The 25,277-nt window shown below is 35.5% G+C and carries 18 protein-coding genes; 6 read left to right on the forward strand and 12 right to left on the reverse strand.

The window, feature by feature from the left end:
• Window positions 1-88: 88 nt before the first annotated feature.
• Window positions 89-952 carry an AraC family transcriptional regulator gene (locus EDF66_RS09025; protein WP_132842111.1) on the reverse strand — a complete coding sequence of 288 codons (864 nt, stop codon included), beginning with the start codon at window positions 950-952 and terminating at the stop codon, window positions 89-91.
• Window positions 953-1,552: 600 nt separating this feature from the next.
• Between EDF66_RS09025 and EDF66_RS09030 the strand changes: the two genes are divergently transcribed.
• Together EDF66_RS09030 and EDF66_RS09035 are read left to right on the forward strand one after the other, a co-directional pair.
• Window positions 1,553-4,762 carry a SusC/RagA family TonB-linked outer membrane protein gene (locus EDF66_RS09030; protein ID WP_207898552.1) on the forward strand — a complete coding sequence of 1,070 codons (3,210 nt, stop codon included), beginning with the start codon at window positions 1,553-1,555 and terminating at the stop codon, window positions 4,760-4,762.
• A 5-nt stretch (window positions 4,763-4,767) separates the two neighbouring features.
• A complete protein-coding gene (locus EDF66_RS09035) occupies window positions 4,768-6,549 on the forward strand; it encodes a RagB/SusD family nutrient uptake outer membrane protein (protein ID WP_132842113.1) in 1,782 nt (593 codons plus the stop codon).
• 346 nt (window positions 6,550-6,895) lie between these two features.
• Here the strand turns inward: EDF66_RS09035 and EDF66_RS09040 are convergent, their stop codons facing one another.
• The 7 genes from EDF66_RS09040 to EDF66_RS09065 form a co-directional block, all read right to left on the reverse strand.
• A complete protein-coding gene (locus EDF66_RS09040) occupies window positions 6,896-7,894 on the reverse strand; it encodes a metallophosphoesterase family protein (RefSeq protein WP_132842114.1) in 999 nt (332 codons plus the stop codon).
• A gap of 144 nt (window positions 7,895-8,038) precedes the next feature.
• Window positions 8,039-9,292: an MFS transporter gene (locus tag EDF66_RS09045; protein ID WP_243656017.1), complete on the reverse strand. Its 1,254-nt coding sequence runs from the start codon at window positions 9,290-9,292 to the stop codon at window positions 8,039-8,041.
• Between the two features lie 6 nt (window positions 9,293-9,298).
• Window positions 9,299-10,390, reverse strand: coding sequence for a zinc-binding dehydrogenase (locus EDF66_RS09050; protein ID WP_132842116.1), 1,092 nt, complete (start codon window positions 10,388-10,390; stop codon window positions 9,299-9,301).
• A 260-nt stretch (window positions 10,391-10,650) separates the two neighbouring features.
• Window positions 10,651-11,847: an ergothioneine biosynthesis protein EgtB gene (egtB, locus tag EDF66_RS09055; protein ID WP_310438100.1), complete on the reverse strand. Its 1,197-nt coding sequence runs from the start codon at window positions 11,845-11,847 to the stop codon at window positions 10,651-10,653.
• Window positions 11,848-11,854: 7 nt separating this feature from the next.
• Window positions 11,855-12,838, reverse strand: coding sequence for an L-histidine N(alpha)-methyltransferase (locus tag EDF66_RS09060; RefSeq protein WP_132842119.1), 984 nt, complete (start codon window positions 12,836-12,838; stop codon window positions 11,855-11,857).
• A 150-nt stretch (window positions 12,839-12,988) separates the two neighbouring features.
• Window positions 12,989-13,324: a hypothetical protein gene (locus tag EDF66_RS26250; RefSeq protein WP_207898554.1), complete on the reverse strand. Its 336-nt coding sequence runs from the start codon at window positions 13,322-13,324 to the stop codon at window positions 12,989-12,991.
• A 48-nt stretch (window positions 13,325-13,372) separates the two neighbouring features.
• On the reverse strand, window positions 13,373-14,209 hold the full coding sequence (locus EDF66_RS09065) for an AraC family transcriptional regulator (protein WP_132842121.1): 837 nt from the start codon (window positions 14,207-14,209) through the stop codon (window positions 13,373-13,375).
• 90 nt (window positions 14,210-14,299) lie between these two features.
• Here EDF66_RS09065 and EDF66_RS09070 point away from each other — a divergent pair, with 90 nt between their 5' ends.
• The 3 genes from EDF66_RS09070 to EDF66_RS09080 are packed head-to-tail and all read left to right on the forward strand — an operon-like array spanning window position 14,300 to window position 17,562.
• Window positions 14,300-15,283 (forward strand): polysaccharide deacetylase family protein, encoded by a 984-nt coding sequence (locus tag EDF66_RS09070; RefSeq protein ID WP_132842122.1) that lies wholly within the window; start codon window positions 14,300-14,302, stop codon window positions 15,281-15,283.
• Window positions 15,283-16,116: an acetolactate decarboxylase gene (locus EDF66_RS09075; RefSeq protein ID WP_132842124.1), complete on the forward strand. Its 834-nt coding sequence runs from the start codon at window positions 15,283-15,285 to the stop codon at window positions 16,114-16,116. Before EDF66_RS09070 ends, EDF66_RS09075 begins: the two co-directional genes overlap by 1 nt.
• 21 nt (window positions 16,117-16,137) lie before the next feature.
• On the forward strand, window positions 16,138-17,562 hold the full coding sequence (locus EDF66_RS09080; RefSeq protein ID WP_132842125.1) for an L-dopachrome tautomerase-related protein: 1,425 nt from the start codon (window positions 16,138-16,140) through the stop codon (window positions 17,560-17,562).
• Between the two features lie 180 nt (window positions 17,563-17,742).
• Here the strand turns inward: EDF66_RS09080 and EDF66_RS09085 are convergent, their stop codons facing one another.
• From EDF66_RS09085 to EDF66_RS09100, 4 genes are all read right to left on the reverse strand, one after another.
• Entirely contained in the window at window positions 17,743-18,903 is a 1,161-nt protein-coding gene (locus EDF66_RS09085) for a PepSY-associated TM helix domain-containing protein (RefSeq protein ID WP_207898556.1), read from the reverse strand.
• Window positions 18,904-18,905: 2 nt separating this feature from the next.
• Window positions 18,906-21,155 carry a TonB-dependent receptor gene (locus EDF66_RS09090; protein WP_243656018.1) on the reverse strand — a complete coding sequence of 750 codons (2,250 nt, stop codon included), beginning with the start codon at window positions 21,153-21,155 and terminating at the stop codon, window positions 18,906-18,908.
• Window positions 21,156-21,466: 311 nt separating this feature from the next.
• Window positions 21,467-21,889: an SRPBCC domain-containing protein gene (locus tag EDF66_RS09095; RefSeq protein ID WP_132842128.1), complete on the reverse strand. Its 423-nt coding sequence runs from the start codon at window positions 21,887-21,889 to the stop codon at window positions 21,467-21,469.
• Window positions 21,890-22,004: 115 nt separating this feature from the next.
• Entirely contained in the window at window positions 22,005-23,210 is a 1,206-nt protein-coding gene (locus tag EDF66_RS09100; protein ID WP_132842129.1) for an MFS transporter, read from the reverse strand.
• Window positions 23,211-23,846: 636 nt separating this feature from the next.
• On the opposite strand from EDF66_RS09100, the gene EDF66_RS09105 reads away from it, so the two are divergent.
• Window positions 23,847-25,214: a sulfatase-like hydrolase/transferase gene (locus EDF66_RS09105; RefSeq protein ID WP_243656019.1), complete on the forward strand. Its 1,368-nt coding sequence runs from the start codon at window positions 23,847-23,849 to the stop codon at window positions 25,212-25,214.
• The last annotated feature ends 63 nt before the right edge of the window (window positions 25,215-25,277 follow it).

Consider the following 25,277-nt stretch of genomic DNA (forward strand, 5'->3'; position numbering starts at 1 on the left):
ACAGATTAACTTCAACTGGACTTTATATTTATTAATGGTTTTTCGAGTATCAATTTATTGATATTTACTAGTAATGAAGCATTATTTTTTATTTCAGCAACTCATTTTTGTACTCGCTTGGAGTAATTCCTTTTGTAGTTTTAAAAATCTTGTTAAAATTTGATAAACTGTTAAAACCACAATCATAAGCGATATTTCCAATCTGGTTTTTATCTTCATTAATGAGTTTACATGCTTGACTAATACGGACTTCATTGACAAACTGAATAAATGTTTTTTGCGTGCGGGTTTTAAAATATCTACAAAAAGCATGTTTGGTCATATTCGCTATTTTGGAAACTTCCTCTAAATTTATTTCTTTAGAAAAATTGTCGAATACATGTCGGAAAATTTTATCAATCTTTTCATTGTCTTTAGCAATGTAAGTATTTGTATATCCTGGGCTTGAAAGAAAACTATATTCCTGAGAATTTAACATTTTTTGGAAAAGCTCAAGTAAGAGAATCGTTTTTGGGATACCCTCACTGCTTATCATTTTTTGTAAAATACTTTTCAGGTCATTTTTTAATTTACCATGAAATATTAGCCCTCTCTGAGATAGGGCAAAGAACTGCTCGAGTTTGGATGTGTTAAAAAAAAGGGAAAGTGTACTAATTAACTTATCCGGCTCAAAGTATAATGCCATCGAAGATGCCGCATGGTTAATATTTAAATCTTGACTGTCATTGTGCCAGACATGTGGTAAATCTGATCCGATGAAAGTCAGTTCATCGCTGGTAAAAGTATCTAAACTATCTCCAATCATGCGACGACCTTCGCTTTTGACAATGTATGTGAATTGACATTCTTTATGAAAATGAAATTCTGTTGAAAAAAAAGGTCGGTTTATTTCACGTGTTACAAATATATTGTTTTCAAATCCTTCTAAAACTTTTGCAAATACGGGCTTCATGTATATTGATTGTTTTTTAGGTTCTATAAATGTACATAGCTAATATAAGATTAGTTTTAAGTAGTCACAAGTATTTCCTGTCTCGTATATTGTAATTCACAGGGTTGTTACATTCTAGTTGCTTAGAAGATATAGTTAGATATTTATTTACTGAAAAATTGGCTACGAATTTCTTTTATTCAATCATGCATTTTTCCAATATTTCATGATTTACTCTATAAAACCTGATAAAAACCATTTTTTGCTAATTATTTAAAGATTGTAGAATATAAATGTTCTTCACAAGTCTACTTAATATGAATAAAAAAATTTTTAATTTAATATTGAGTTTAAGTAATGCTAAACTTGAGACCTTATATTTGGGGAATTAATGTTGTTTTTAATTCATTGTTTTACTATTTGTAAACAGGTAAATCATAATATAATAGCTGAAAATTGACATTTTTAATAACACTATTTAAATCATCTAAAATTAAAATGCCTATGGATAACTAATTACAAGATCCTCAAAATACAAAAGGAGATGCGCTAACATCTCCTTCAGGTATAAGGAAACCAAAAAGTCTAAAAAAAATTTTAATTAACCTTAATTGTTCAAATATGAATAAGTTTTCCCTCGTTTCAAAATGGAAAGGTAAATTTTATTGCCCTTTGTATCGAGTTTCAACTACCCAAAAAGCATTGTCTATCGGATTGATGCTATCTCTAATGCATGTGGATTATAATGTAATATATGCTTCACCAATCCACAAAACTGCACAATCAGAAATCCTTGTAAGAGGTAAAGTAACCAGTCAAGGAAGAGGTGTACAAGATGTGTCTGTCTTTGTTAAAGGAAAGAAATCATTAGGTACTAAAACAAATAGTACCGGTGAATTTACTTTGGAGGTACCAAAAGGCTCTACGCTCGTGTTTACTTCGATAGGCTTTAAGATGCAGGAAGTACAAGCTGGCCCATTACTAAATGTTGATTTGATAGCAGATGCTTCGCTTCTTGAGGAGGCAATTGTTGTAGGTTTTGGAACACAAAAAAAAATAAATCTGACAGGTGCTGTAGATCAGATTTCTGCCAAGCAATTGGAAAATCGCCCTGTCACCAATATCGGAGCTGCATTGCAAGGATTAATCCCTAATTTAAATATTACAAATCCTAGTGGAAACCCTACTGCAGCTGCAACCTTTAATATTAGGGGCACTACATCTATAAATGGAGGTGGTCCATTGATTTTAGTAGATAATGTTCCACATTCGGAAGATGAATTGGCAAGATTAAATCCTAATGATTTCGAAACTTATACGGTCTTAAAAGATGCAGCCGCAGCTGCTATTTATGGTGCAAGAGCCGCATTCGGTGTTGTGTTAATCACTACTAAAACAGCTAAAAGTGATGATGTTCAAGTAAATTTAGGTATCAACACTTCGGTCCGTACTGTAGGTAAAATGCCAGATATTGTAACAGACCCTCTTACTGTTATGGAATATAAGCGTATGGCCGCGGCTCCACTTTATGATTTGTTTCCTGATGCAATTCGAGACTATGCAAAGAAAATGCAGGAAGATCCGTCATTGCCCAATGTTATTCTGGATCCTACCAATAAATTGAATTATATGTATTATGGTTCGACGGATTGGATGGATGAAGCATATAAAAAAACTGCCCCTACTACGACTGTTAATATGAGTGTTGGCAAAAGAGCAGAAAAGTTACAATACTTATTTTCAGGCGAATATTATAAACAGGATGGGATGTTAAAATATGGTGAAGATGTTCTAAAAAGATATAACGTGCGCGGTAAAGCTGATTTTCAAGTAAATGATTGGCTTTCTTTTGGTAATAATACTTTATTGACTATTCGAGATTTTAATTCTCCAGTTTTTATGGATGGTGACTTCTTTTGGAATGTCAATCGTACAAGCTCCTTGGATGTGCCTAAAAATCCTGATGGAAGTTGGACGTCGGCAGGAGCAGGTTTGCTAGGACGTATGCAAGAAGGAGGACGAACGACACGTAATATAAATGAGTTTCAAACAACCTTTAATGCTAAAGCTGCAATAATAAAAAATATTTGGGATATCAATGCTGATGTTACATTGCGGCGTACAAGTGGAAATACTGATTCATACGATGTGCCAATTCCTTATAAAATTGGACCTGAGACAGAGATTAAGTATGCCGGTTCGACTACCTCATATGCAAGTAAAAGCAATGATAATAACAGATATGATGTTATCAATATTTATTCAAATTTTAATAAAACATTTGGAGATCATAATTTAAGTGCTCTACTTGGTTACAATCAAGAATATAGAAAAAATGAATGGGCATCGTTGCGTAGGAATGATCTATTATCAAGAGATTTACCAACTGTTGAACTGGCTACTGGCACTATGACGACGCGTCATACTATAGATGACTGGGCTGTTCAGGGGATTTTTTACAGGCTGGGTTATAATTACAAGGGAAGATACCTTGCTGAGTTTAATGGTCGTTATGATGGATCGTCAAGATTTCCAAAAGGTGATCGTTGGGGCTTTTTTCCTTCTGCATCAGCAGGATGGGTAATTTCGGAAGAGCAGTTTTTTGAACCGATTAAACCTGTACTTAATATGTTTAAGCTTAGGGGATCATATGGTCAATTGGGGAATCAAAGCGTTGCAAATTATTCGTTTGTACCCACAATGTCGGCGTCCAAAATCGGACAGATATTAGGAAACGAGAGACCAATGTCAATTGGAGCTCCAGGTGAAGTTTCAAATAGTTTAACTTGGGAAAAGGTTTCTACGACGAATTTCGGTGTAGATCTAGCGGCGATCAATAATCGATTGAATTTAAATTTTGATACATATGTGAGAAAAACTGAAGGTATGCTTTCTGCAGGAAGGACCCTACCTGGCGTTTTTGGAACAGCATCACCAAAGATAAATGCTGCAGATCTTAAAACCAAAGGTTGGGAGTTACGTTTGGGTTGGAATGATCAATTTGAGTTATCTAATTCACCATTTAAATATAATGTGACTTTTGTTATCGCAAATAGTAAAGCTGAGATAACAAAGTTTAGTAATCCTGCCGGGAATTTGGGTGACTACTATACAGGAATGAAGCTTGGTGAGATTTGGGGTTTGGAATATGATGGTGTTTTTGAAAACCAAGCACAATTGGACGCTTTAAATCAAGTTGATATCGGAAATGGTAATCAAGGTAATAACTCTTATATCGGAGATATTAAGTTCAAAGATTTAAATGGTGATAAGCGTATTAATTTTGGTAAAAATACCTTAGAAGATCATGGTGACCGTGTAATTGTCGGAAACTCGAGTACTCAGTATCCGTATAGTTTAGATTTAGGGGGTGATTGGAAGGGATTTAATTTGCGCGTTTTCCTCCAGGGAGTGGGTAAAAAGGATTGGTATCCGGGTGGTGCTCATGTTTACTTTTGGGGAATTTATGCCCAGCCATGGACTAATGTAACTGTACAAAATCTGGATCACTGGACTCCGGAAAATCCAGATGGTTATTTCCCTGCGGTTCGAGCTTATGCTGCAGAAGTTTCTAATCGTTCATTAGCTGTTCCAAATAAAAAGTATATGCAAGATGCGAGTTATTTGCGAGTTAAGAACATAACTTTTGGTTACTCATTACCTAAGCAATGGGTTGAGAAAGCTGGTCTTGGACGAGTGTATTTTTATTTTAGTGGAGAGAATCTATTTGAAAAATCTAATCTTAAAGTTTCGTTAGATCCAGAAGGATTAGGAGGACAGATTTATCCATTTCAACGTACCTACTCTTTTGGTATGAATTTAAATTTTTAATGATTATGAAAAACACAATAATTATTTCTTTGGCATGTGTAGTCGTATTGGCACTCACTTCTTGTCAAAAAGATTTTTTGGATCGATTTCCTCAAACGAGTGTGACTGAGAATAGCACATTTAAGACTCCTGCGGATTTAGAAACATATACGAATGGATTTTACGGCATGATTGGTCCTAATTATAGCGATGGATTTACGGATAATATTGCGGGTATGAGTGGATCGTCAACAACAGATGCAATGGTTAGAGGCAATCTAACAATTGCTAATGCTGGTGGATGGGGAGGATGGGATAACGTGCGTAGAATCAATTTTATGCTACAAAGAGTTGCAAACACGACGGGAGATCAAGCTTCGATTAATCATTATGTAGGTATTGCTCGTTTTTTTAGAGCAAACCTATATTATAATATGGTGATGACTTATGGTGATGTGCCTTGGTACAACCAGGTGATCAAAGATACGGATGAGGACTTGCTGATGAAAAAGCAAGATAGCCGGACTTTAGTTGTCGATTCTATTATGGCCGATTTAGAATATGCTGTCGCGCATATTAAACCTGGAGGAACAAATACTAGAGTGACGAAATGGGTCGCATTGACCTTGCTATCTCGTATTGCTCTTTATGAAGGGACATATCGTAAGTATCACACATATCTTAATTTAGAAGAGACTGCTCATAAATTTTTGGAAAGATCGGCAAGTGCTTCTAAGCAAGTAATGGATCAAGGAGGATTTAGTATCACTAATACAGGTAAGCTTGAAGAAGATTACAGGAACTTATTTGTTAGCAAAGATTTGTCAGCTAATAAAGAAATTATTTATTTATGGAAGAATGGCGAAGCGGATGGGGTAGCTAATAATACGCATACTGTATTTGATTACCAATGGGCATTGAGTAAAGACTTGATGGAGGAATTTTTGATGAAGGATGGTTCCCGTTTTACTTCATTACCTGATTATGATAAAAAACAGGTGACTGAAATATTTAAAAATCGCGATCCTCGTTTAGCAGAGAATATTATGGAGCCTGGTTTTAAAACGAATCCTGATGTTAATATTCCTTATGTATTGAAACCAAGTTATGGTGGATATCTTCAGATTAAATTTTATCCTAGAGACCCGAATCAGCGTAAGGGATGGAACTTAAACTACACGGATCTTCCAATGATGCGTTATGCTGAGGTACTTTTAAACTATGCAGAAGCGCAAGCAGAACTTGGGAAAATAACTCAAGGTGACCTGGATTTAACTATTGGAGTATTAAGAAGACGGGTAGGAATGCCTACTTTAAAACTTGCAGAAGCACAGAGTAATATTGATCCTATTATGGCTTCAAAATATAGTAATGTAAAACATGCTAATAAAGGAATTGTTTTAGAAATTCGTAGAGAACGAAGAATAGAATTAGCCTCTGAAGGTTTTAGGTTTAATGATCTAAACAGATGGTATGTTGGGGAGTTATTTGCAGTCAACCCTAAAGGTATTTATGTGCCTGGCTTTGGAGCACTTGATGTAACAGGAGATGGCGAACCCGATCTTGTTATCTTAGAGAAAGAATCTGATAAAGCTTCATTACCTGAAAAATACAAAGCGTTACCTGGATATTATGTAAGTGAAAATAATATTTATTTGAGTAACGGTAGTTCAGGTCATATTGTCTTTTTTAAAGATAAGAATCAACCGCGTCAGTGGGTTGATGGTCCTAAATATTATTACCGTCCGATTCCAATTGGACAGACTGTCTTGAATCCAAATTTGATACAGCCGTTAGGTTGGAGATAATAGCTGTTAATTTTTTTTGAATATGGTTAGCCCTTGATTTTCGAGGGCTAACTTTTATTATAGTAGAATGACGCAAATAATTCTTTTGAGATTTTTTGCTACCAATAGCTCGCTTTAAAACTCATGCCTGTGGTGTATATTTAGATGTTAAAGGAGGTAAGAAATTGGATCGCAATGGAATATTTTTAGCATCGATGGCTTCCGTTGCAGTTATCTTTTTAAGAAGAGAATATCTAAGTTAATTATATTTACGTGGATGATTTTTCTGGTAATGTTAATTGTTTCCAGATATGGTAATGATATTGATTTCATAATAAAGGCCTCTAAAGAGGCCTTTATTATGAAATCAATATTTCAATTTTCTCGAATCAATTTCGGAAGTTATTGGATATACATCTTTGTAAACATCAATTCCTGCATCGCTTAATGGTACTCCAGCCATTTTGGTTTTCGTACCTTGAATACGAATATTCTTTTTATGATCTAGGTCAATTACTGCCCAAATTGGATCTTCATATACGAGTGTATAGCGAAGGATGCCGTGTTTTTTGTAAAAATCATCTGAGAACGCCGTACTTTTAAAGTCTTCTCCTGCCCAATAGTATGATGAACTGTTAATCTGAACATAATGGATCCCATTGATTTCATTGTGATAATTCATATGATGGTGACCTGTTAACACAAGTACTACTTTGTTGAAGCCTGCCTCTTGGTTTATCTGTTCGAATAGATAACGTACCTCCATGCCATTATCTAATCCTCCTAATGTATTTTCAAGTCCTTGATGACAGAAAATAACGGTGCGTAAGGATGTGTTTTGAAGGTCTTTTTTTAGCCAGTTAAGTTGCTTTTTTGTAATAGAGCGTGGATAGCCATCTATTTTCTTCGTTTCACTTTTTTCATTGCCATCTAATACGACAAAATGAAAACCGTTCTTATCAAATGAATAATAAGGATTTGTCGCACCCCAAAAAGCTAAAGCTTGCTCTTTGGAAAATCCACCATCGGTATCGTGATTTCCCAATACGTAATGTTTTTCTCCCTCGAATTTACTCCAAATATCTAGTAAGGGTTTATTCTGAGGTTTAGGTACACAAAAATCACCTAATTGAATTATGAAATCGGGCTGCTCTTTGATCATAGCATCAATAAATAATTGTGCTCTTCGGTCGCTATCATGCATAAGGTCATAATGGAGATCTGATATGACTCCAAATTTAACTCCTTGATTCTTAAGGGTACTTGCTTCAGTACTTTCAACTAGTGGAGCTCCCATGGTTTTATTTACTAGTAGTCCTGATAGACTAAGTCCTCCAATTTTTAAGAATGATTTTCTGTTTATCATAATTGACAATATATAATTCGGTTGATAAATTGCTTATTAATATTAGCTGTAAATGCAATAGATACCCATATTATGAATTTATTATATGGGTATCTATTTTTAATTGCATATCGTGCATTTTAATTACGCACCGACTGCTGTGTTTTACTGATCATTTTTAACAGGTGTTGCCGGCTTTACAAATGATATAACTGTAGCGCACAAAGCGCAAATTACAGCTACTACAAGAAAGATGTTTGATGTATCACCAGTGTAGTCAATAATTTTCCCAAATATGGGTTCTCCGATTGCAGCAAACACATATGCGAACATGTTCATAACACCGATACCGGTACCGACGAGTTTGGTACCTAAGATATCTGGACTTAAGGTCCAAAAATTAGCTTGAGGTCCATAAACAAAAAATCCAGAAGTGAACATCAATACTGCAGCAAGTATATGATGTGGAGTAGGAATGAAATAAATTAGCAGTGCAATTGCACTGCTAATCAGCATTCCGGCTCTAATCGACTTACTTCTGTTTTTATTAAATAATAAATCTGAAATATAACCAAATGAAACTGCACCTACAGCCATGCCGATAGGAATGAATAAAGTAAGCCATAAATTACCATTTGATTCCTTGTAATTATTCCCTAAGAAATGGATCGGTACCCAGAAAATAAGTCCATATCTCGCCATACTTTGAAATCCGATGGCAAAGGATGCGATCAGAAATTTTTTGTTTCCGAATACGAGCTTATAAGACTCTTTCCAACCTAATTTTGATGTTGAATCGTTTTGTGCACTATCTGATTGTAGCGTAAATCCTTTTAAAGACGGATGACTTCTCGCAATAATTAAAAATAAGACTAAGGCAAAAAGAAGAAAGAGTATGGGGTATCTAAAAAGTGTACGCCAGCTTTGTTCTTGTTGTACTAAAAGTAACGCCATGAAAAATGTAAGCACAGATGAGCTACCTGCTGCCATGGTATAAAAACCAAAAGCTTTACCTCGTTCATTGCTATCCCACCAATTGGAGATTAATTTACTTCCCGATCCCCAGGCCATGGATTGAAAATAACCATTTAGTGTCCAAAGAATAAGTATTACAACGTAGGTATTGGCATAACTAATAGACAGGTTGCAGACAATAGATAGAAAACCACCTGTTAAGATCATGATTTTTGGACTTAGACGATCTGCAAGATTACCGTTAATTAATTGTCCTATGGCATATCCCATCAACATGGAAAAGCTAATCCATCCAATTTGCTGGTAGCTTATACCTAATTCAGCTGACATTCCTTTTGCCGCCCAGCCAAAATTATGTCTTCCCGTATAAAAAAATAAATAACAGAACATGGTGATAAATAGCATCTTCCATTGCTCTTTTCTGAAGTTTTTTTGAATCTGCATCTTCTGTTATTTGATATCCATATTGATGCCAACACGTATTGGTTTGTTCATTACTGCATAGTCGAAAGCTTCATTCACTTCATCTAAAGAGAATTCTTTTTCAACAAGATCAAGAAATGGGTATTTTTCGAAATTATGTACAATAAAATCAACTGCCGTAGAAAAATCTTCATAATTATAATTATGTAAACCTTTAATTGTTAATATGCGTCGGATCATCTGCTCTGCATCGATCTCAAGTTTACGCTGTTTAAACACTGCACCAATAAATACGGCAACTCCATTTATACCCAATTGTGCTATTCCTGCTTCCATAGCATCTGGCGAGCCACTCATGTCAATAAAGCGATCAATACCATTTCCTACTTTAGCAATTGCTGATTCATCAAGCGTGGTTTCCTTAGAATTTAGAGTTTCGGTAGCACCGAATTTTGTAGCAAGCGCTAAGCGTTTGTCATCAATATCTGTTACTATAATTTCGGATGCGCCTGCTTCTTTACACATCGCTACACATACTAGACCCAATAAACCCATTCCGGAAATAAGTATTTTCTTGCCTTTGATGGCTCCAGCTAACCGAATTGCTCCAGCTGATGTCGCAATTGCACAATTGATCGTTGCTGCAATAGGTGCAGGTAATTCTTTTGGAAGAATACGAATGGAAGTATGTGGTCTTAATATAATGTGTGACGCTAATCCTCCATGAAAACTGTCACGATCTGTAATTTGTCTGTGTCCATATTTGTATAGATTTTCATTTTTTTGAGGCGTTTCTTCATTATAACTAGCTGTTTCGGGATCACTAGCAAATACGGTCCAGGTGATAACATCTCCTTCTTTGAGTTCCTGTCCGGAAGCATCTGTTAAAACTGAATTTGAATTTGTCTCCATTATTGTCCCCACTATTTCATGCCCAAGTATAGTTGGGCAAGGTTCTTGACGTAGACCGCAATAAGTATGAAGATCACTGCCACAAAGTGTAGCGTAATTTATTTTGACGAGTATTTCTCCTTCTTCCAGATTTGGTATCGTACTCGATACTGATTGAAGCGGAGATTTAGGTTTTTCAAAAACCAAGAATTTTCCTTGCTTAGCCATAATTGTATTGTAAATATAACATAAAATGTTTTACAATGCTAAACATTGTTTATAAATACTATATCTTTTAAATGTTAAATTTATATTAATTTATGGACATTAAGGTACATGATTTGGTTTTTTATAAAATTTGTTTGGTCACATAAGTTGTTATCAGTTACGTTCTTTTCAAATTATTAGCCACGGCTTGATAATCCATGTCACCGTTATTTATTATCGTTTTTTTTGATATTATAGGGCTGATTTCGTTGTGATCGATATCATCGTGCTAGTCGAATACCCGTAAATTGCCATTGGTGCTGTGTATGAAAGAAATTTCGATATGTCTTTCTACTATGTCCTTTTGACGTAGCTTCCGAAGCACCTCGTAAAACCATTTGATTGACCATGAACTTTCCATTATATTCGCCTACCGCACCAGCTTCTTTTTTGAAACCTGGATAAGGCAGATAGGCACTTCCTGTCCATTCCCATCGGTCGCCCCAATGCATGTTATCAGCCGCGATTTCCCATTCGGCCTCTGTTGGTAAACGCATTCCTTTCCAATTTGCATAAGCAACCGCTTCAAAATAGTTGATATGATTGAGTACTTCATTGAGATCCAATAATTTTAGACCTGATAATGTATAGTGCATCCATTGGTTGTCAATTTTATGCCAATATAGTGGTGCATGAGCATCATTTTCTTTTACCCAGTCCCAACCTTCAGCATGCCAATGGCGAAAGTCTTGATACCCTCCGTTTTCTATAAATTCTAAGTATTCCCCGTTGCTGACAACTTGTGTAGCAATTTCGAATTCTTGTAGATAGACTTGATGTCTCCCAAGTTCATTATCGAAACAGAACCCCTTTCCTTCAAATCCGATTTCGTATATTCCGGCTGGAAAGGTAATCATTTCGTTATTTACGAATTCTGATTTTGAAGGTTCTGGATCGCTTTTATTTTTATAGGATGGGAAAAGCGGATTGTGGCCCAAAATATATTTGATATCTGAAATCAGTAATTCCTGATGTTGCTGTTCATGGTTAAGTCCCAGTTCGAGCAAAGTTAATACTTCCTGTAAGTGATGTCGTTTCTGCTCAAAAAATAACTGCATTTGCTCATCTACGTAAGCTCTATACTTGTAAATATCAGATACGGATGGACGGCTTAAATTTCCACGATCGGTTCGGATGACCCGCGCGCCTACAGTTTCATAATAACTGTTAAAGACATAATTATACTGTGAGTCGAAAACTTGATATTCAGGAAAGTAAGGGATCAATAAAAATGTTTCAAAAAACCAGGTTGTATGCCCTAAGTGCCACTTTGGAGGACTGACATCTACTATTGGTTGCACAACATAATCTTCAATGGCTAAAGGTGCACATATATGTACAGAGTGATTTCGAATAGTCCAATATTGTTCTTCTAAATCTGTAATGTGATCGGTTATTGTATGTTTTGTATTCATCATCGTTTTTTTACTTGATTTCCCATATTGCATCCATAAACCATTCTTTCGAATCGTATAGTTCGCTGACAAAGTTAAAACCTGAGCTATTGGCGAGATCTCGGATGTCAGAAGGTGAGAATTTTTGTGATATTTCCATGTAAATGGGTTCATTTTTTTCAAATGAGATCTGCTCCTCGCCGAGTGTCACTTGCTGTTCTGTTAGGCTAATGAGATAACTTTTACATGCGCCATTTAAGGGATCGTAGGTTTGATAATGTTCAAATTGATTTATGTTGAAATTAGCCCCGAGTTCATGATTAATGCGAAGGAGAAGATTAAGATTGAATTTTGCAGTTATACCTGTTGGATCATCATAAGCACGAAGTATCGTTTTAGGATGCTTTTTTAAATCAAAACCTATTAAAACATTGTCTCCAGGATTTAGTTTACTCTTCAATTTGGAGCAGAACTGTTCAGCATCCGCAATTTCCATATTACCAATATTGCTCCCTAAAAATAATATTACTTTGCGATTTGACGATATTGTCATTGCTTTTTCGATCATCTCAAAATATTCACCTTTGAGGCAGATGATATTTAAAGCTGGAATTGCATCGTTAAGATTTGTTTTTAGAACTGAAAGGATATTACCAGATATGTCGATCGGCATGTAAGTAAAGTTTGCTTCTCTACGAACAAGGTGTTGCAATAGAAATGTGGATTTCATAGCATCGCCTGCTCCCAATTCTATCAGATCAAATGGTTTGTCATCTGCACATATTAAATTAGCAATTTCAGCTGTCTGATTTTTGAAGATGTCAAGTTCACATTTTGTAAGATAATAATCTTCCAGTGCCATGATTTTTTGGAAGAGATGATCTCCTTTACTGTCATAAAAATATTTAGAGGATAATCTCTTCGGATTATTTTTTAAATCATCTAATACCTCTATTTGGAATTTATGCTTAGTTATTGTTGCTTTTTGGTTTTCGCTGTGGAGACTGCTATTCATCTTTCTTATTTTACTGTTCTTGAAAGATAACAGTTGAATACGACTACTTGTTTGCTTAATGAGAAATGCTTAGGGTAAGATGTCGGATTGTAGTGCGGAAAGAGTATTAGCGATAGGTGAGGACTGTATCGTGATCTTAAATTATTTTTTCTACCCAAATATAGGATATCCCTCTCCGAATGCTCTTGATAGTACAGCTGATATACCAGCAAATCCAATTAATAAAACGAAAAAAGACTGTATGATGTTTAGTATGGAAAAGTTTTTCCAGGATTGACTGTTTGATTTATCAGAATATTCCCATAGTCTTAGGATATTCTGTCTTTTTTTATAGGTGAAAATGGGTATGATCAGGACCATTATTCCTACTGAGCTATTGAGCACAAGGTGCCTCATATCATGATATGCGCTTCCAATAATAACGAGAGACATTAGCGTCCATGCTATTATATTCAAGAGAGAGGATATTTTGTAAACAGTTTTCATTGATGAATTATATAATGCAATATCTTATACCGTTTAAAGCAATTGTCTTTACTTTTGTTTAGGACTTGCTCCTGTATATTTCTTGTAAATTTTATTGAAGTGACTTGCATCGGAGAATCCAAGTTTTAGCGCAATTTCATTAATGTTGTACCGACCATTTTTTAATAGTTGACTAGCTGTTTTTATTTTGGTCTGGATGATATGTTGCTGAATGGATTGGCCACTATGCTTTTTGACATATATACTGATGTAGTTTGGAGACATATTAAATTGGGATGCTATATTGTCAATTTTCATCTTTTCAGGATTCAAGGCATGCATCCGGGTAAAACTCAGTATTTGGCTTAATTTATCTATTTCAGTATTAGAGGGGCATTCTAGTCCAAATTGGACTGTAGACTGCGCTCTGGCCAACAGCATCATGACACCACCAAACAGTTCCAGAAGCAACTCTCTACTATAGGCACAATTATTTGAAAACTCACGCAATAGAATTTGAAACAGATAGTGGAGATGAATTTTGTCAACCTCATCTTTTACTATGTTTCCATTTATTGTTGAGGCTGTCTGAAGTAAAGTTTGGGTCGTTTCTAACCATTTGGCTGTTTTGCTTCCTGCTAACTTTTCTGTAAATAATTGCTCATTAAATTTTAGAAAGATGAATTTTGTAAATTCTTTTATTTCAAAATAATGTCCATCTTCAGGCCTTAAGATAAAAACATCTCCGGCCTCATAGGACATACGAGCATCATTTAAGATATGATCACCGGTTCCCTTTTCAATGAAAATAATTTCATAAAAATTGTGCTTATGTTCTGGGAAATCCCATTTATCCAGCTCCAGAGCAAATACATTTAATGAGTAATAGCTATTAAACCTTTGCATACATAGTAATTGATTTGTACAAACATACGATGAAAAATTACAGATTTAAGCGCTTGCTTCATAATATTTTTGTAAAAACAAATAATTACTATGTATAAATCATCAATTTCTATTGTTGCTATTTTAGCAATTATACTCGTCTTAGCTTCTTGCAAAAATAATGGGCAAAGTTCTGGCACAAAATCTTCGGTTTCTGATTCTATTTCTAGTACCAAGCAATGGCCAAATGGCGCTCAGCTGGTGATATCTGTTTCCATGCAATTTGAAACAGGGGGACAGCCGGCTGGAGCTGAAAGTCCATTTTCAGGCAATCCCTTACCGGTGGGAAACCCCGATTTACCTGCTGAAAGTTGGTATAGGTACGGGGCTGTAGAAGGCGTTTATCGCATGCTAAATCTTTGGAAAAAGTACGATATCAAAGTGACTTCTCATGTCGTTGGGACAGCCGCGGCGAAATATCCCGAAGTCGCTCAGGCAATTGCTGCAGATGGACATGAGATAGCTGCCCATGGAATTTCATGGGATGACCAATGGAATAAAGATTATAATGAGGAACTAGATTTTGTAAAAAGAGGTGTAGATACTGTGGAGCGTATTACGGGACAAAGAGCCGTTGGATATAATGCAAATTGGTTACGTAGAAGTCCTAATACTTTAAAGATTTTACAAGAATTGGGGTTTCTATATCATATCGATGACTTGAGCCGTGATGAACCTTTTTTAACAACCGTGAATGGAAAGGACTTTGTGGTCATGCCTTACACGCTTCGTAACAATGATATTGTCAATATAGCAGGCAATCATTGGACTCCAGAAATGTTTCTTTCGCAGTTAAAGATGGAGTTCGATCAACTGTATGAGGAGGGTAAATCAAAAAGAAGAATGATGAGTATAAGTTTTCATGATCGTATTGGGGGAACTCCAGCTGTTGTAAAAGCAATGGATGATTTTATTACATATGTCAAAGATAAAGATGGGGTTGTTTTTATGCGTAAGGATGACATTGCGAAGATGGTGCTCCATGATCCTAAAACACCAAGAGATGATTCCGAACGAAAATATAATAATCAATAATGAAAACTATAAAAACTAATGTTTTGCTGATCCATGATCTATCATTGAATTATGCTTTGATGAAAAAGTATACCATTCTAATTTTATCGATTCTGATCAGTGGATTTAACTTTGACGTCTGGGCGCAGTCGACGGAGACTGTATTTCATTATTCTGTCATGGATGCTATGCGCCATGGTGTTTATATGGGAGATTTAGCTGTTGGTAAGCTAAGAGAGAAGGGGGATTTTGGATTAGGTACATTCAATCACTTGGATGGTGAAATGGTTGCTTTGGATGGTATATATTACCGTGTTATCCCTACCGGTCAAGTTGTTCAAGCTGAAGATGATAGGAAGGTACCTTTCGCCGCTGTTGCACAATTCACGCCTGATATGGTATTTGAAATGGATGGTGATCTAACACTAGCACGGATGCAGGAAGAGATCGTTAAGCGATTACCTTCTTTTAACAAGCCTTTCGGTATTCAGATACATGGACTAATGGCAGAAATTCAATTGGGAGGAGCCCTAAAGCTTGCTGAAAATGATACTACCGGTCTTGCCAAGTTAATGGAAACACGACCGGTCTATCATGTTTCGGGTATATCGGGTACACTGGTGGGATTTTATAATCCTACATTCATGGATAATATTGATCTAACTCCTTTTCATCTGCACTTTATTTCTGATGACCGATCTGTTGGTGGACATGTTATATCGGGAAGGTCTGGTACAACAAAAATAAAAGTCAGTGTGGATACTAAAGTGGGGTATGAATTACTCTTTCCTGAGTCAAGTCCAAGGTTTCAAAAAGAATGGAATACAGGTCGCGCTTCTCAAAGCGCTTATTAAATAATTATAAATTTTTATATTATGTTTTTATTAAAAAAGTCCATTGTATTTGTACTGTTTACATTTGCAGTAATGAATTTTGCTGTCGCTCAACTGCCAAAGGAAATTCAGCATATTAAATTTGATGATTTGGGCTGGGAAAAATTAGCTGACAGACTTTACCGGAAATATGTGTTTGGTGAACAAGGTATGCTAGCCTTGTTCAAAATGGATAAAGGAGCGAAAGTTCCTTTGCACCAGCATTCGAATGAACAAACGACTTATATTACGAAGGGAAGTGTTAAAGTGACTATGCAGAACAAAGATTATATTGTTAAAGCAGGAGAGGTACTTATTATACCAGGTAATATACCTCATGAGTTTGAATGTTTGGAAGACGGCACATTGGACATTGATTTTTTTGCTCCTCCAAGAAAAGATTGGATTGATGGAACTGCCAGTTATTTTGGAAATGATCAAGAAAATAAGAGAGACCTGGAAGCTGTCGCCCAATTGGACGTTCGCCCTGGTGATGTGGCTGTATCTGCTGAAGGACGCATTTTCTCAACGATTCATCCATTGGGTAGTCAGCAGTTACAATTGGTGGAGATTGTGGATGGTAAGGCAGTTCCTTATCCTAATCTTAAAATGCAAAAGAATGGTGCTAAAGCAAGTGATACAACTTTTGATGCGATGTTGGGTCTTATTTTTGACAAACAGAATAGGCTTTGGGTTGTTGATATGGGGTTGGAACTTGGGAAGACCAGACTATGGGCATTTGATATACAGCAAAATAAAGTTATAGAGAAAATAACGTTGCCAAGTCGTATTGCTCCTAAGGGGACATTTGCTCAGGATGTGACCATTGACGAAAAGCATGGTTTTGCCTATTTAGCAGATATTGCCGATCCAGGTATCATCGTCTTAAATTTAAAAACTAAGAAGGCAACAAGATTTGGTAAGCACTTTTCGTTTGATGCCGAGGATAAAGATATGGTTATTGACGGGAAGGTAGTTCATTTTGGAGGAAAGCCTGCGCGAGTGGGTATCGATCCTATCACCTTATCGGATGATCGTGAAACTTTATTTTACGGAGCTATGAATGGCACGGGATGGTACAGTATCCCGACAAAAGTATTACGGGGACACCAGCCTGGTCAATTGGTATTTGATCAGATTATTAAGGTAGGGGATAAACCATTCAGTGACGGAGCTCTTACCGATTGGGAGGGGAATCATTATTTTACAAATCTACAGGAGCATGCGATCACTAAAATGGACAAGAAAGGCAAATTGAGTCATATAATACAGGATGATGATAAACTTTTATGGCCAGATAATGTTTATCAGGGGCCTGATGACTGGATGTATATTTCGATAAATCAATTGAATACAGCGCCAGCCTTTACAGGTGGTAAAGATATTGGAGTCGCTCCTTATTTCATTTATAGATTTAAAAAGAAATAGTAGTTAGTAGTAATAATTAGAAAAAATATGAAAGCGCATAGGCTTCTAGAAAGTGCTACTGCAATTGGGAAAATTGTTATTAAATATTGAAAATAGAAAAGACAAAAAATAAATTCTTATTAAAAAAGGAAAGCCATCTATTAGGATGGCTTTTCTTTTTATGTTATTATATAATTGAAATTATTTAATTCTTTTTTTGGTTTTCTTTTTCTTCTTGTTTAACCAAATGATTGTTCCTGTAATAGGAAGTGATGCGCATATTAAAGCGATGAAAAAATGTAAAACTTTAGTGGCTATACCTCCATAATTACCCACATGAAGATCATAGTTCATCGCACCAATTTTATCACCTATGAGAGCATTTTCTGATTGTTTTACTTTTTCAATCTGACCATTTCCTCTGTTAAAATAATACCAAATAAATTCGCCGGTACGATCTTTAATGAACCGCACTTGAATATCTTGTGGATCTGTTGGAGATTTACGTAAACGAATCGACATCATATCTGCATTTGGGTGTTTTGATATGGTGAAATTGAGCGCATTATCTAATATTTTAGACTGATTCTGTGGTACATATTCGAACTTTTCCTGTTGTTCAATTTCTTTTGTGCTATCGAAACCATTGAGCGATTTTACATAAAAAGTTTTAAATGCGGGAAATGTAAATGCAATACCTGTACATGCAATTAATAAGGCGAAAATGACACTATAAAGTCCTAAGATTTGATGCAGGTCATAGTTTAATCGTTTCCATTTAACTTTAAAATCAAACCAAAGCTGTCTTTTTAATTTTTTGATGGTCCATTTTTTAGGCCACCATAGGACCACTCCTGTTATTAAAATTATTATGAATATGATGACCGAAATTCCTACTACCCAATGTCCTACCATGGCGCCCAATAGTAAGTTCATATGAAGTTGTAAGACGATCTGAAAAAATTCTGTTTTGGAGTTTTCTACCGCTTGTACTTTACCCGAATAAGGATTAATAAAAACTCGTTTATGGTAAATATAATATTGATTATTACCAAAAGCATGTTCATCCGTTTTTAGCGCACGAAATATCCAAGTTCTGTCTGGTGAGAGGTACAGATCTGTTCTACTTATTTTTTCACCTTTAGGTAAAGCGTTTTGAGCAATATCAATCAGCTGTGTTAGTGGGAGTAACTTACTATTTTCTCCAACTGAATCTTGAGTATAGTATTTTTGAGGATAGACTATTAGTTTAAGCTCATCATAGAAAACATAAAAGCAACCCGATAAACTAACAATAAAAACAACTAGGCCTGTAAAGAGACCTAGCCATTTATGTAGCCATAATAAAACTGCCTTAATCATTATTAAAATTGATAATGAAGGTTTAATGAAGTGACAGTACCACTACCTTTTACGTACTCGGCATCCAATGCACGGTATTGACTAACTGTAGGGTAGTAAGATGTATTGAATATATTTTCTATTCCGAAGCCTATTTTCCAATTTTTATTCAAATTGTAGTTACCTGATAAATTGAAGAGATCGACATTACTGATTGGGCCTTCACTATTGTTATATTTTCCTTTGTCATTGAGTGCAAATCGATCTCTAGCTCCAGTGTGTATCCAAAACAATTGCAGATTTAACTGTTGGTTTGGTTTATAGCTTAAAAAACCAGTTGCTTTAGGTGGTGCAATCCGAGATCCATTAAGATAAATTTTGCTACCATCATCCATTTTTGCTTTTCCTTCTACATATGCATAGCTTCCACCGACGCTTAATTTTTGACTCAGTTGCGCATCAAGAGTAACTTCATATCCTTTTACTTCTTCAGGTTCACGCTGAGGCATTAAAAAACCACCAACATCTACTAAATTAACACCTAAATCCGAAGTACTGATGTAGTAAGAGGCTGAAATATTGAAGATACTGAAACGGCTTGAAAAACCAGCTTCATAGTTATTGGTAATGATCGGGTCTGTTTCTAAATTACCGATTGTGTTTTCTTTAGCACGGCGTAAAATACGACCTAATTCATTGATCGCAAATGCTTGCGAAAAACTAACGAAAGGGTTAAAATAATCGTATTTAGTATAGCGTAATCCTGCATTGAACATTGTCGCTTTATATGGAATATTTCCTCCGCTTACCAATATACTTCCTTCTCCATTCGGACCAGTAGCTATGGTATTGTAATCGTTGACTTTAACGGTTGCATTTTCATACCGAAGCCCAGCTTTAAAGATCAAATTTTCAATGAGGTCGGCTTTTACTTGCGCATAGGGGGCAAAATTAACCATATTCATTTTTGGTATGTATACACGTCCATCTGTTAAATCTTGATAGGTTACATCTTTTAATAAATCTAAACCGTAAGTTACTTCAGTTGGAATAGAAAAAAGCTGAAATGGAGTATTCAGATTTAAGCGCAATCCTTTTTTCTCAGAGTTGATCATGGTTTGTCCTGGACCATACCACGCCGTTCCACTGGCAACGTATCTGTTCATTGAACTGAAGGAATTTAAATAAGCTGTTACATCCAATTGGGTTGAATGAAAAAGATTACTTTTTGAATAGGTTAACATCGCATTGTGATTGTAAGGTGTACCTGCGGGTTTGCCTGGTTCTTCTCCTCTAACTCCAATTGTAGGCGACTGACCATAGATGCCGTTTTTACTGATATATTTGGCACGTTGTGTACTTCCATAATAGTTATAAAATCCAGTCAATGTACTGCTTGAATCAATTTGATAACCTATTTTAATAAAGCCATTGTACTGATAGGAATTGGAAAGACCATCAGTTTGTCCAAGAGGTAAACCATCGGAATCTCTTTGTAAACCGGTGTAGTCTGCCGAACCCGAAACGGTGTAACTCCATTTATTTACCAGTCCTGAAAGCTGTTGTGAAAGTTTGTAACTTAAGGTTTCCTTAGGGTCAAATGGATTTATTGATGTTCCCAAAATGGTCTGACCACTAATCTTTTTACCGTCCTTGTTTTTCTTGGTAATATAATTGATAATACCTCCACCTGAACCATTTCCGTAGATTGAAGTAGCACCTTTTATTACTTCGATACGTTCAATCACACTAGGGTCGATGGTGCGTAGGTCACGTGCTCCATTCATAAGCGGTGTTGATTGCGGGATTCCATCTATCAAAACAAGTACGGCACGTCCACGAAGGGTCTGTCCAGAATTTGTAGCTTTATTGGTCGAGGTACCCAAACCCGGAATTGCATTACCAAGTACCGTAGCTAAATTGTTCGTAATGTTGGTTTGTGCTTGTATATCTTGTTGATTCAAGATTGTGATAGAGGATGGTATCGTTGAAATACTTTCTGGCTTTCTTCCGGCCGTAACAACGATTTCATCCAATACATTTGTACTTGCCAATAAAGTGACGCTGATTAAATTATTGCTGGGTTTATTGGATAAACTGATGATTTTTTCTTTAAATCCTATCGCGGAGACTGATATTTTTTGATTTGCTATTTTTTCATTTGTTGTGATCAACACACCAGCTGTATCTGTACTTCCTAATAGTTGTTGATTTAAACGTACCGTCGCTCCAGCAATTGGAAGATCTTTTTCTGTTTTGACTTTTATAGTCATTTGTTGTGCTTGACAAATGAAAACGAATACCTGTAATGGTATTATTAGAATTAGAAATTTCCATCTATTAGAGATGGAAGGGAATGAAATAGGCATCTGTAATATTCTTATGTTGATTTAGATTTGTTCTAAACAATAGGCAAATATACAATCTATTTAATTCGAGTGAAATTATTATTTGATTTTTTTTAGCAGTAATTAGTTACTAGACATAAACTCTACAGGTCTTATTGTGAGTTTACTGCTCTAAAAAGTTTATGAATTAGATTACAATTGCTTTTTGTAAAATATACCCGCTTTTGGGAAATTTATTAATCTTTTTCGTTAACAAACTTTTTGAGATTGCTGAGAATCTGATCCCATCCAGTTTGATAGTTTTCTGAAGCAAATTCGGGGCCTGCATCATGAAGGTTTTCGATACCTTCATGATGTAAAGTAACAGTTGTTAGTCCTTCATTTTCCTGGAGCAACCAACTGACTGTTGTTACACCCTGACTAAAGGTGGGGTGAGTCCAGGTATGAACTAATTTTTTATTAGGAATAATTTCAAGTATTGTACACTCATGTAAAAATTTATTTTTACCACCAGGCTCATAAAAATGAAATGTTAAGCCCTTCTCTAGAGCAAAATCAGGAATGTCAAAATACCATTGCTTGAATTGATTCTTATCGGTCAGTACCTCCCAGATAATTGATGCTTTTTTTTGTATTACTATTGAAGACGTAATCATCATACCTTGGTGAAATATTTAAAAAAGTTGAAACAAGCTTATTTTAAGTTGTCTAAAATGTTAAGGTAAAAACGTATAATTTCGCCAATTTGTTTTTAGAATAATCTAAACTTAGTGATTATGTCCATTGTTTGTATGCTTTTTTCGCCTTAATTATAATAAGGGTAACGAAACCCAAAACAGCAAATACTGCATAACCAATACCTATCTCAGTCTGTGTTTCTGGATTAACGAGACTCACGACAATATAACTTAATGCAGAAGTGACGAGGTAAGTTATACCACCTGCTAAGCCACCGGCAATTCCTGCAGATGAAGGAAAACGACCTAAGCAGTAACCAAAATAATTATTAAATATAAATCCTGCGGTAACGTGGATCAAGAAGGCGAATAGTGATAATGTAAAGAGATTTGTGATATACGGAGATATTATAATCATTAAAATAATGAAAGCAATTTGTAAATAATTAGCATATCTTAATTTTGGTAGTAGTGCTTTCTTGATTAGTGCACGACCGATAAACCCACCGGACATCCATGCAAGTCCCATTAATAATGAAGTGTATCCGGTCGTAATGGAGCTATAACCTAAATTGTGTTCAATGAAAAATGGTCCACTTAGATTGTAGAACATAACTAAACCATAGCTTATTCCACACATGAGCACTCCAAACGTAAAGTCTTTCGTTTGAAGCATGGTCTTAAATTCAGTGACTAAATATTCAAATTGAAGTGGATTTTTCTGACGGATTGTTTCACCGGAAAAAATGAGTTCTAATATGAAGAGCACAATGCTGTAAGCTGCTAATAACATAAAATTAGAGCGCCATCCAAATTGTGCCTGTAAATATCCGCCAATGAAAGGAGCAATAATTGGCGCTAATGACCAAACGATAGTGATGGCACTCAGGTATCGTTTTCGCTCTTCACCTTCGTACACATCAACGAAATAGGCGCGTTTTGATACTACAACAAATGCGGATAGTATTCCTTGCAGTATGCGCATCATATAAATGACAATAATATTATCAGTTGTGGCTGTAATAAAAAAGCTGATTGTAAATAGAAAAAGAGAAATTAAGGTAATCCGATATCTTCCCCATGCATCAACAAGGGCACCGGCAAAGAATTGTGAAATACCATAACTAATTAAAAACAGGGATAAGGTGAGTTGAATCTTACTTTCTGCCAGTCCTAGCTCTGTTGCCATCTGTGGCAAGGATGGTAGGTAAATGTCTGTTGCTAAGCCCGAAATTGGAACCAATGCGAATGCAATTAGTGTCGGAGCAAATGATTTTCGTGAATTTAAAGTATTTTCTTGCATGTGTATTGTTTATTGAAAACAAATGAGATAAACGTAAATAGGATTTCTTTAGCTAGCGAATGTTCTTGAGGATATCTGAAATGTCGCAAAAGTTACATATGACATATGTAACCTATTTTTTGAATGTACTCATGTGGCAAAGGTATAAAATTCAATAAAGATGAATACTTGTTTTTTAATATTTACAGAACGTGGATGGTATATAATTTTACATAATTCTTTGATTATATAATTTCCGAAAATAAATTTTGTTTTTTTTATTATAGTATTTGTAATGAGTTGGTTATGTTTTATTCTTCATTTACTGTCTTGCTGATGTTACATGATTTTTTTCTATAATCTCATAACGGTTTAATGTTATTTTTACGGCTATGTTTTACATTTAAATGATGTTATTGAAATTGATGGAATGAAATCGTTTTCGTATTTTACTAGATTTTTTATTGTAGGTCGCACAATTTATTAATTATATTGGTCAGCAATTATAAATCAATCTTGCAGTTCTGAAATTGATTATGCCATTTATTTAATATTGGAAGATCGATAATGTAGTCCCTGCAAAGGTTTTAATAAACATGCAGCAGTTTTTAATTTTTATAAATCCTATTGATTAATTTAAAAAAAGAAATTACTATTATGAGTATCGTGTCGTGTAAAAAAAGAATGTTGTTATTGTTAACGGGTATAAGTTTTTGTTCCTTATTATATGCTCAAAAACAACCTCCTAATATTATTTTTATATTGACGGATGATATGGGGTATTCGGATTTGGGATCTTATGGTAGTCCGAATATTCAAACACCTTTTTTAGATTCGATAGCGAGTAAAGGTGTACGGGCTACAAATTATGTCGTTTCCACTCCTTCATGTACGCCATCCCGTGCGTCGTTATTGACCGGACGTTATGCTTCTCGTTATAACTTGCCTCAACCGATCGGTCCTGGTTCGGAATTAGGTCTACCTGATGCTGAGGTAACGATCGCTGAAATGTTAAAGCAGAAGGGCTATCAAACAGCTTTGGTAGGAAAATGGCATCTTGGTGATAAAGGAGAATCGCTACCCAATGCACAAGGATTTGATTTCTTTTATGGTATGCTCTATAGTCATGATTACCGTGCACCTTATGTGAAAACAGATACTGTTATTAAACTTTTTAGAAATCGCAGTCCTGAAGTATTTGCTCCTGATGATTCGGATCTAAGTCAGCATTATCACCGTGAAGCACTTCATTTTATCAATAAGCAAAAAAAAGACAAACCTTTCTTTTTGTATTATGCACATAATTTCCCTCATCTTCCATTGGCATTTTCAAACAAGAAAAATCCTTATGCCAGTGCACAAAATGCAGGTCCTCTTGGGGCGGTCTTGTATGAGTTGGATCAGTATATTGCCCAATTATGGCACGCATTAGAGGCTAAAGGTCTGGATAAAAATACCATCTTGATGTTTTCTAGTGATAATGGACCTTGGATTGAGTATCCTGCTCGTATGTCAGATGACGGCGAGACGAAAAATTGGCATGTTGGAACTGCTGGTGTATTTAAAGGTTCGAAAGCGCTTACTTATGAAGGCGGTGCCCGAGTTCCTTTTATTGTTTTCGGAAAGGGAATTATCCCGGAAGGAAAAGTTATTCGCTCTTCTATCAGTAATTTAGATATTTTACCAACTATTGCTTCTTGGACGGGATCTTCTTTACCAGACAGAAAACTGGATGGACAATCAATACGTAATTTACTGGAAGGTAAAGAGACTGATTTAAACTATGTCCATAGACCAATTTTTTTGGTTAATTATGGTAAACCAGAAGCTGTGAAAGTTGGTGATTGGAAATATCGTATTATTAAACAACGAACAAATTTAATTTCAGGGAAAACGGAGGAGACGGTAGAGGAATTGTTTAATATTGCCTGGGATCCGAGTGAAAGAACAAATTTGATTCATGAATATCCTGAAAAACTGACGGAACTAAAAAGGGTATTTAATTCTTTCGATGAAAAGGAATAGTTTTTCAGCAACTCAAGATAACCTCCGATCAAATGATTAAGTTACATTTGATTGGAGATTTTA

The sequence above is a fragment of the Sphingobacterium sp. JUb20 genome, assembly GCF_004342035.1.
Taxonomy (GTDB): domain Bacteria; phylum Bacteroidota; class Bacteroidia; order Sphingobacteriales; family Sphingobacteriaceae; genus Sphingobacterium; species Sphingobacterium anhuiense.

Excerpts from the sequence above, each read along its gene's own strand:
- EDF66_RS09025 (WP_132842111.1), bottom strand. The coding sequence starts at position 952 with ATGAAGCCCGTATTTGCAAAAGTTTTAGAAGGATTTGAAAACAATATA.
- EDF66_RS09030 (WP_207898552.1), top strand. The coding sequence starts at position 1,553 with ATGAATAAGTTTTCCCTCGTTTCAAAATGGAAAGGTAAATTTTATTGC.
- EDF66_RS09035 (WP_132842113.1), top strand. The coding sequence starts at position 4,768 with ATGAAAAACACAATAATTATTTCTTTGGCATGTGTAGTCGTATTGGCA.
- EDF66_RS09040 (WP_132842114.1), bottom strand. The coding sequence starts at position 7,894 with ATGATAAACAGAAAATCATTCTTAAAAATTGGAGGACTTAGTCTATCA.
- EDF66_RS09045 (WP_243656017.1), bottom strand. The coding sequence starts at position 9,292 with ATGCAGATTCAAAAAAACTTCAGAAAAGAGCAATGGAAGATGCTATTT.
- EDF66_RS09050 (WP_132842116.1), bottom strand. The coding sequence starts at position 10,390 with ATGGCTAAGCAAGGAAAATTCTTGGTTTTTGAAAAACCTAAATCTCCG.
- egtB (WP_310438100.1), bottom strand. The coding sequence starts at position 11,847 with ATGATGAATACAAAACATACAATAACCGATCACATTACAGATTTAGAA.
- EDF66_RS09060 (WP_132842119.1), bottom strand. The coding sequence starts at position 12,838 with ATGAATAGCAGTCTCCACAGCGAAAACCAAAAAGCAACAATAACTAAG.
- EDF66_RS26250 (WP_207898554.1), bottom strand. The coding sequence starts at position 13,324 with ATGAAAACTGTTTACAAAATATCCTCTCTCTTGAATATAATAGCATGG.
- EDF66_RS09065 (WP_132842121.1), bottom strand. The coding sequence starts at position 14,209 with ATGCAAAGGTTTAATAGCTATTACTCATTAAATGTATTTGCTCTGGAG.
- EDF66_RS09070 (WP_132842122.1), top strand. The coding sequence starts at position 14,300 with ATGTATAAATCATCAATTTCTATTGTTGCTATTTTAGCAATTATACTC.
- EDF66_RS09075 (WP_132842124.1), top strand. The coding sequence starts at position 15,283 with ATGAAAACTATAAAAACTAATGTTTTGCTGATCCATGATCTATCATTG.
- EDF66_RS09080 (WP_132842125.1), top strand. The coding sequence starts at position 16,138 with ATGTTTTTATTAAAAAAGTCCATTGTATTTGTACTGTTTACATTTGCA.
- EDF66_RS09085 (WP_207898556.1), bottom strand. The coding sequence starts at position 18,903 with ATGATTAAGGCAGTTTTATTATGGCTACATAAATGGCTAGGTCTCTTT.
- EDF66_RS09090 (WP_243656018.1), bottom strand. The coding sequence starts at position 21,155 with ATGACTATAAAAGTCAAAACAGAAAAAGATCTTCCAATTGCTGGAGCG.
- EDF66_RS09095 (WP_132842128.1), bottom strand. The coding sequence starts at position 21,889 with ATGATGATTACGTCTTCAATAGTAATACAAAAAAAAGCATCAATTATC.
- EDF66_RS09100 (WP_132842129.1), bottom strand. The coding sequence starts at position 23,210 with ATGCAAGAAAATACTTTAAATTCACGAAAATCATTTGCTCCGACACTA.
- EDF66_RS09105 (WP_243656019.1), top strand. The coding sequence starts at position 23,847 with ATGAGTATCGTGTCGTGTAAAAAAAGAATGTTGTTATTGTTAACGGGT.